Here is a 6429-nt window from a genome sequence, read left to right as displayed (position 1 = left end):
CCGCGCCCGCCGCCCCCGGCGGAAGCCTTTATCATTACCGGATAACCTATTTGATTGGCGATAGCCAGGGCCTCCTGATAACTGCTTACCGCCCCGTCGCTACCCGGCACCACCGGTACTCCGGCCGGCTTGACCACTTCCCTGGCCTTCACTTTGTTGCCCATGGTATCGATGACATCGGAACGGGGCCCGATAAATTTTATGTCATATGTATTGCATAATTCCGCAAAATAAGCATTCTCAGCCAGAAAACCATACCCGGGATGGATCGCATCCGCCCCGGTGTTTCTTGCCGCAGCTATTATATTGGCAATATTCAGGTAACTCTCCCTTGCGGACGCACCGCCGATACAAACCGCTTCATCAGCCAGTTTCACCGGCAGGCTGTCTTTGTCGGCGACGGAATATGCTACGACGTTGGGGATGCCCAGTTCCTGGCAGGCCCTGATCACACGCAAAGCGATCTCCCCGCGGTTAGCGATTAGAATTTTCTCAAACAACCTTCCACCCCTAATCTTTCTGGATAAGGAACAGGGTTTGCCCGTACTCTACCGGCTGCGCGTTTTCGACCAAAATGTTTACAATTGTACCGGCAAAATCTGTTTTGATCTCATTCATCAGCTTCATGGCTTCCAGTATGCACAAGGTTTGGCCGGGTTCGACCCTATCCCCGATTTTTACATAAGGTGCAGCGTCCGGAGAGGGCGCGGCATAAAAAGTACCTACCATCGGAGCCAGGACTTCGGTAATGCTTTCATCAAGTATTTCTTCAACCGGCTCGGCAAATACCGGGTTGGATACAGCGGAAACAGGATTGGATGCTGCCGGAATAACCCCTGCCGCATATTTGCGCAGGTGTATTTTAAAATCATTTTTTTGCAGTTCCAGATCAGCGATATTGCTTTGATCCAAAAGCAGCATCAATTCTCTAATTTCGTCGATGTTCATATCTTCATCTCCCCTACTAACTGCTCTGGGCTTGACGGGCGGCTTCACTCTGGGGGGAGCCGCCGAGGCCTTATTCTCCACTACAGTGGGTCCTATTTCGTCATTGGACTGGATTTGCGGAACATCTTCGGCACTGCGCGCCTTGCGCCATTCAAAGAACTTTAACGCCACCTGGGGAAAAAGGGCATAAGTGATAACGTCTTCTTCGCTTTCGGACCAGGCCTTTACGGCTTCCCGGGCTTTTCTCCACATAGGTTCCAAAAGATCCGCCGGCCTGACATCGATTACCGGCGTATCCCCAATAATTTTTTGTCTGACCTCTTCGTCAATCGGCGCCGGCGGTTTGCCATAGCAGCCCCGTACATATTCTTTGACTTCACCGGGGCACATCTTATATCTTTCCCCTAATAATACGTTAATAACGGCTTGATTTCCAATTAATTGGCTGGTGGGGGTGACCAGGGGCGCATAACCCAGATCAGCCCTTACCCGGGGAATCTCCTTCAGAACCTCGTCAAGGCGGTGAGCAGCCTTTTGCTCTTCGAGTTGCGAGTAGAAGTTGGATATCATTCCGCCGGGAACCTGATGCTCAAAGACTTTCATATCGGTGATTCTGGTGACCCCGCGTTCAAAGCCCTTATGTTTACGAATCTGCTCAAAATGCTCCGCAATCTCAAACAGGTCGTGCAGGCTTAGCCCGGTATCCCATTCAGTGTCCTGCAAAGCGCGTACAATGGTTTCCACCGGCGGTTGAGAAGATCCGAAAGCCATGGGGACACTGGCGGTGTCTATGATATCCACCCCGGCTTCAGCCGCTTTCAAAAGAGTGGCTATGGCCAGACCTCCGATATAATGAGTATGCAGCTGAATGGGTACATCCAGATTCTCTTTTAAAGCCCGGATGAGTTCATATGATATGTAAGGGGCCAAAAGCCCGGCCATATCCTTTACACAGATAGAATCGGCGCCCATATCCTGAAGCCTTAGGGCGGTATCCACGAAGTGCTGTACCGAGTGCACCGGACTGATGGTGTAAACCACACAGGCCTGGGTATGCTTGCCTATCGCTTTCACGGTGCGCATACAGGTTTCCAGGTTGCGCAAATCGTTCAATGCATCGAAAATACGGAAAATATCGATACCGTTATCGGCTGCTTTCTCGATAAACTTCACCGCGATATCGTCGGGATAATGGGTATAACCAACCAGGGACTGCCCTCTTACCAGCATCTGCAGCCTGGTCTTGGTGACGTTGCGCCGTATCTCCCGCAATCGTTCCCAGGGATCCTCGTTGAGATAACGGATACACACGTCAAATGTAGCGCCTCCCCAGATTTCCAGGGAATGATATCCAATCTCATCTAATTTTTTCAATACCGGTATCATATCTGGAGTTGCCATCCGGGTGGCCCACAGGCTCTGGTGGCCATCACGCAAGCTGGTATCAGAAATCTTGATTTTACTCATGGTCTGCCTCCGCCCTAGATTAACGCTGCCCGCTCGGGCAGTAATGTATAACTAAAAAACCTGTATATACAAATATACCCAGGTCAACGACCTGAGCATACTATTTTACTCTAGCTCTTTAATATTATATGAATTAATGTGTCTGGTTTCAATATTTATTGCCTATGTATACAACTGCTCCGGGAATGCACTGGCACATCAGGGCTGGCCGCGGGTAACCAGGGACAGTTTATCGGGGCTGCTGTTTACCGCCTGCCCCACCAGCTCTTTAACCCTTTTTACCTGCTGCGGCTGCATGGTAGGAGACTGCAGGACGATAGTGGTGCTGTCGGCTTGAACCATAATCACACATTCCTGATATCCTTCGGCCTTGATCAGGTTTTCCGCCTTGAGTTCCTTTTCCATAGCCGCGGTGATATCCACCAGGCGCATACCCGCTGCGTCCCGGGTCTTGGCGTCACTACCGCTGTTTTTAATGACATCTTGCAGCATTTCCACCTGTTTGCTGCGCAGGCGATCCCGGTTTAAGCGGTATTCATTGAAAAATCCGCCGGAAACCACATTGGTAGTGGTCTCGGCCTGGATTCCTTCGACAGGAGTGAAATCCCCGGCCACTTGGTTTACCGCAACAGGCTGTTGCAGATGCCTCATGGTGCTGATAGTCCCCAGCAAGAGAACCACAGTAAGTGTCCCAACCACCAGTACTCTCAATAGTTCTTTTTTGCCCATTACCATATACTATCTTCCTCCTTTCCCGGCCACCACCATCACCCGATGCAAAGGGATATTGAGCAAGGTTGCGGTGGCACTGCTCAATTGTTCTTTGACCGCCACATTTGAAGCGCCTTCGGCAACCACCAGGACCCCCAATACTTCCGGGGTCTTTTCCTCCACCAAAAGGGGGCTGCCGGCAGACACCGCCAGATCAAGCGAGGTGCTCTGCTCCACCACCCTTTTGCTTAAGCCCGGAGTCTGCTGTTCGCTGGTATCCCGTTTTTCTTCCCTGGTGTTATGGGCGTACTCACGGCTTCCTTCAGAAGCCAGCATCACATCGACTTGAACCGTGCCGGCGCCATCGATCTGGCTCAAGATGTGTTCCAGCTGCGCCCCTATCTGCTGGCTTTTCCCACCTTGTCCGGTTTCAACAGCCACGCTGACCGGCGCAGCCGGCGGGGGAGTTATCTGCCCCACCGGCCAGAGGATAGCCAGCAGGCCGACAGACACTACGATCACCAGCACGGTTTTCCCTTTTTTGGACTGAAACCATGACAAACCCGTAGACTGCTTCCCGCCGCGAATCCATTCTTCCAACATGGTTAAGAGCCTCCTTGCATTTGAATTTCCACTTGCTGTTCGCTAAGACCAAACATATTCCTCATAATCTCAGTCATGCGCGACTCCACCTCGGGGTCGGTCTGCACTTCGTCCTCACCTGAGAACACCCCCACCGATGATTCGCTGGAACTGTGGTTCTCCTGACCGCGCACGTTAATGGTAACCTTCTGAATCGACCCGTCCGGGTTGAGCAGGATTTTGCTGTCGACTTTGCTGACTCCCGGAACCAGCATGGCGATGGCACTGATCTGCCCTTCCAGTTTGGACTGCATATTGTCATTGCTCTCGGTGATAATTTTGTTATGCAGTTCACTGCCCTTTTGCAGAACCTCTTGTTGACCGGCACTGTAATCGGACCACTCCCAGTTGCTGATCTGCAGGGTTTCCGCCGGAAAAAACCACCGCATCGCAGGGTTTAACACCGCGATAAGAACAAACATTCCGATAGCCAGGCGCACATAAGGCTTCATGGAACCGCCCGGCAGCAATAATTCTAAAAAACTGGCCAGGATGATAATGACCAGGAGGTTTTTTACTATCTCCGCCAGGGTGTCCATCGCAGACCTCCTTCCCCAATATAGTTAATAGTCCGGGTCCAGCTTAGCGCAGGCTTCCCCATCCGTTAGAAAGCCCCACCACTATAGCGATCATTATGAAAAACATCAAAGCCACTGCCACTACTGCAGCCAGCATCAGAAACAGATGTGTACTCATGCTCTCCAGAACCGCTGCGGTTCTGGAGTCGCCAAGGGGTTCAGCCAGAGCCGCCGCCACTTTATAGATCAAAGCAATAGCCGTTACCTTGACCACCGGCATGATAATCATGGCCAGAATGATCAGCACTCCCAAAACCCCCAGGGCTTGTTTGAGCATCACCACATAGCCGGCCGCCACTTCGATGGTATCGGAGAACATTTTGCCAATCACCGGCAGGGCATTGTCAGACACGAAGCGGGTGGCCCTTAGTGCAGTCTTATCCAGTACCGAGGCATACAGGGCGCGCATCGTGAGTATGCCTACAAAAAGAGTGAGAAAGAATCCTAAAGCCACCTGGGCGATCTGCGTGAAGAATTTACCCAAACGCTGCAGCTTGATGCTTTCCGACATATTGTTCATAATACTGACCACAGCAGAAAGTATGATTAGCGGGAATACGATGCTGTTAATGGCATTGCCCAGTGCGGTGGCGGTGGTCATCAGCATGGGAAACAGCATGGCGGCAGAGTTGACGCCTCCCAGACCGGCGGTTAAAACCAGCATCTGCGGCAGCATCGCAGTCATAAATCCAACCATATTGCTGATGGTGCCCTGTCCAATGTCCAATACTGTTTTGAAAGAAGCCACCGCCAGGGTGACCAGGGCCAGGTAGCAGGCCAGATAGGAGATACGGGCCACATCAGTGGAAAAAGACTGCTGCAGATTCATGAGCAGAGCCGAAAGAACACACAATACCAGCAATTTGACCAGCAAACCGCTGTTAGCCACCACCTCTCCCATCAGGAGTTGCAGTAAGCGTTTCATCACATCGCTCCAGTTGAACTCCCATTTGCCCTGCACAAAATCTATGATCCATTGCTTGAGTGAAACCCCTTGCATATAATTGCTGATTTCGCTGTCTACCTGATGTTTGTATTCCTCCATGACCTGCAGATCCAGCTGTTCCAAACCTTCTGTAAAGCTCAGGGTGGATATTTCATTAACTGCTTCGCTCTGAGCCTGCAGCCTCACAGGGGTCAGAAACCATAACTGCATAAACAGCAACAGACTCAACAAGAGTATCCCCACCCGGCGAGCCCAATTCCTTTGAGGGCGGGAGCCTGTACCATTTGGGGCGCCTATGCCCGGCAGGGGGGCAGCCGGCCTAGGTTTTCTCAGCGAAGATATTTGCTTTTGACAGGTGCCGTTTCCCATGAACGTCCCACTCCTTATTGATGCCTGAAAGCGGACTACCCGGGCATCAGTTCCATGAGCGATTCCAATATGGCAACCATGATGGGGATGGCCAATACCACCACGATTACCTTGGCGGCAAATTCCACCTTCTTGGCGATGGCGCCTTCACCGGCGTCCTGACAGATGGCGGCTGTAAAATCAGCCAGATAGGCTACGCCGATTATTTTCAATATGGTGCTGAAAAAGAAATAGTTGACTTCAGCACGGGCCACCAGTTCTTTCATCACATTGATGACCGCGACCAGTTTTTCCATCATCAGCGCGAAAATGACTACCGCGCAGACAATAGTCAGTAGAATTGCCATAACGGGCTTTTCCTGGCGGATAATCAGCAGCATTATGGTGGTTATTAAGGCTAATCCCACTATCTGAGCTATGTCCAAAGCCATCTCCCCTTCGAAGTCTTGCCTTGCCCCGGTCGTCAGGTAATCCCTGAAATCAGAGATTGAATACTGATCTCACCACCGTGAATAGCTGGCTCATCAACTGCACCACAATGATTAAAACCACCACCACACCAGCCAGAGTGAGCATTTCCGCCTGTTCTTCCTTGCGGGCCTGCTTCAACACGATAGAAAGAACCGAGATTAAAATGCCGATACCTGCAATGCGAAAGATGATATCGATGTTCACTTTGCCACCTCCTGTTAATGCCTAAAGCCTCTATATCAACAGCAATACTATGGCTGTGCCCATAATAAAGCCTCCGTACGACCATAACTTTTG

8 protein-coding genes are annotated in these 6429 nt (G+C 51.2%); all 8 read right to left on the bottom strand.

Translation table 11 applies throughout. The features are described from left to right. The coding region (locus tag B3W37_RS01160; protein WP_483174537.1) for a biotin carboxylase N-terminal domain-containing protein at positions 1 to 500 on the bottom strand (500 nt) is incomplete at its 3' end. A gap of 10 nt (positions 501 to 510) precedes the next feature. Beyond that, a complete protein-coding gene (accB, locus tag B3W37_RS01155) occupies positions 511 to 2415 on the bottom strand; it encodes an acetyl-CoA carboxylase biotin carboxyl carrier protein (protein WP_483174536.1) in 1905 nt (634 codons plus the stop codon). A gap of 198 nt (positions 2416 to 2613) precedes the next feature. Continuing rightward, on the bottom strand, positions 2614 to 3150 hold the full coding sequence (locus B3W37_RS01150; protein ID WP_481040588.1) for a SpoIIIAH-like family protein: 537 nt from the start codon (positions 3148 to 3150) through the stop codon (positions 2614 to 2616). Positions 3151 to 3153: 3 nt separating this feature from the next. Further along, the gene (locus B3W37_RS01145) at positions 3154 to 3729 is read right to left on the bottom strand and encodes a hypothetical protein (protein WP_483174534.1); all 576 of its coding nucleotides are present in this window, start codon (positions 3727 to 3729) and stop codon (positions 3154 to 3156) included. Between the two features lie 2 nt (positions 3730 to 3731). Beyond that, positions 3732 to 4307, bottom strand: coding sequence for a stage III sporulation protein AF (locus B3W37_RS01140; RefSeq protein WP_483170111.1), 576 nt, complete (start codon positions 4305 to 4307; stop codon positions 3732 to 3734). Between the two features lie 43 nt (positions 4308 to 4350). Continuing rightward, positions 4351 to 5523, bottom strand: coding sequence for a stage III sporulation protein AE (gene spoIIIAE / locus B3W37_RS01135; RefSeq protein ID WP_483174532.1), 1173 nt, complete (start codon positions 5521 to 5523; stop codon positions 4351 to 4353). 173 nt (positions 5524 to 5696) lie between these two features. Beyond that, positions 5697 to 6086: a stage III sporulation protein AD gene (gene spoIIIAD / locus B3W37_RS01130; RefSeq protein ID WP_483170109.1), complete on the bottom strand. Its 390-nt coding sequence runs from the start codon at positions 6084 to 6086 to the stop codon at positions 5697 to 5699. A gap of 55 nt (positions 6087 to 6141) precedes the next feature. Beyond that, a complete protein-coding gene (gene spoIIIAC / locus B3W37_RS01125) occupies positions 6142 to 6336 on the bottom strand; it encodes a stage III sporulation protein AC (RefSeq protein WP_481040598.1) in 195 nt (64 codons plus the stop codon). Between the last annotated feature and the right edge of the window lie 93 nt (positions 6337 to 6429).

It is taken from the genome of Syntrophomonas sp. UBA5494 (assembly GCF_002426325.1).
Note: the sequence above shows the minus strand (reverse complement) of the source record. Positions and strands in the feature narration are given on the sequence as shown.

Bases quoted from the DNA above. Each gene is read 5' to 3' on its own strand.
- accB (WP_483174536.1), bottom strand. From the start codon at position 2,415: ATGAGTAAAATCAAGATTTCTGATACCAGCTTGCGTGATGGCCACCAG.
- B3W37_RS01150 (WP_481040588.1), bottom strand. From the start codon at position 3,150: ATGGTAATGGGCAAAAAAGAACTATTGAGAGTACTGGTGGTTGGGACA.
- B3W37_RS01145 (WP_483174534.1), bottom strand. From the start codon at position 3,729: ATGTTGGAAGAATGGATTCGCGGCGGGAAGCAGTCTACGGGTTTGTCA.
- B3W37_RS01140 (WP_483170111.1), bottom strand. From the start codon at position 4,307: ATGGACACCCTGGCGGAGATAGTAAAAAACCTCCTGGTCATTATCATC.